Raw genomic sequence first — 237 nt, 5'->3', positions numbered from 1 at the left:
CAGGGGGTGACGTGGTCGAGGTCGCAGAACCGGGCGGCGACGTGGCAGCCGGGGAACCGGCAGTGCCGGTCGCGGGCTCTGACGAGGGCGGTGAGGGCGGCGCCGGGTCGGTAGGCGGTGGTGGCCAGGGCGTCGCCGAGGTCGGTGAGGGCCCCGGTGGCGGGGTGGCACGGCACGACCCGGGCCCGGCCGAGGCTGTCCCGGCCGGTGGTGGTGGCGCGGATGGCGTCCTCCAGC

At 78.5% G+C, this 237-nt stretch carries 1 pseudogene; it reads right to left on the bottom strand.

Annotated elements, in window-relative coordinates:
• Positions 1-237 (bottom strand): annotated as a pseudogene (locus Q0963_RS16520) (hypothetical protein); the annotation flags it as partial.

It is taken from the genome of uncultured Phycicoccus sp. (assembly GCF_947495705.1).
Taxonomy (GTDB): Bacteria; Actinomycetota; Actinomycetes; order Actinomycetales; family Dermatophilaceae; genus Phycicoccus.
Note: the sequence above shows the minus strand (reverse complement) of the source record. Positions and strands in the feature narration are given on the sequence as shown.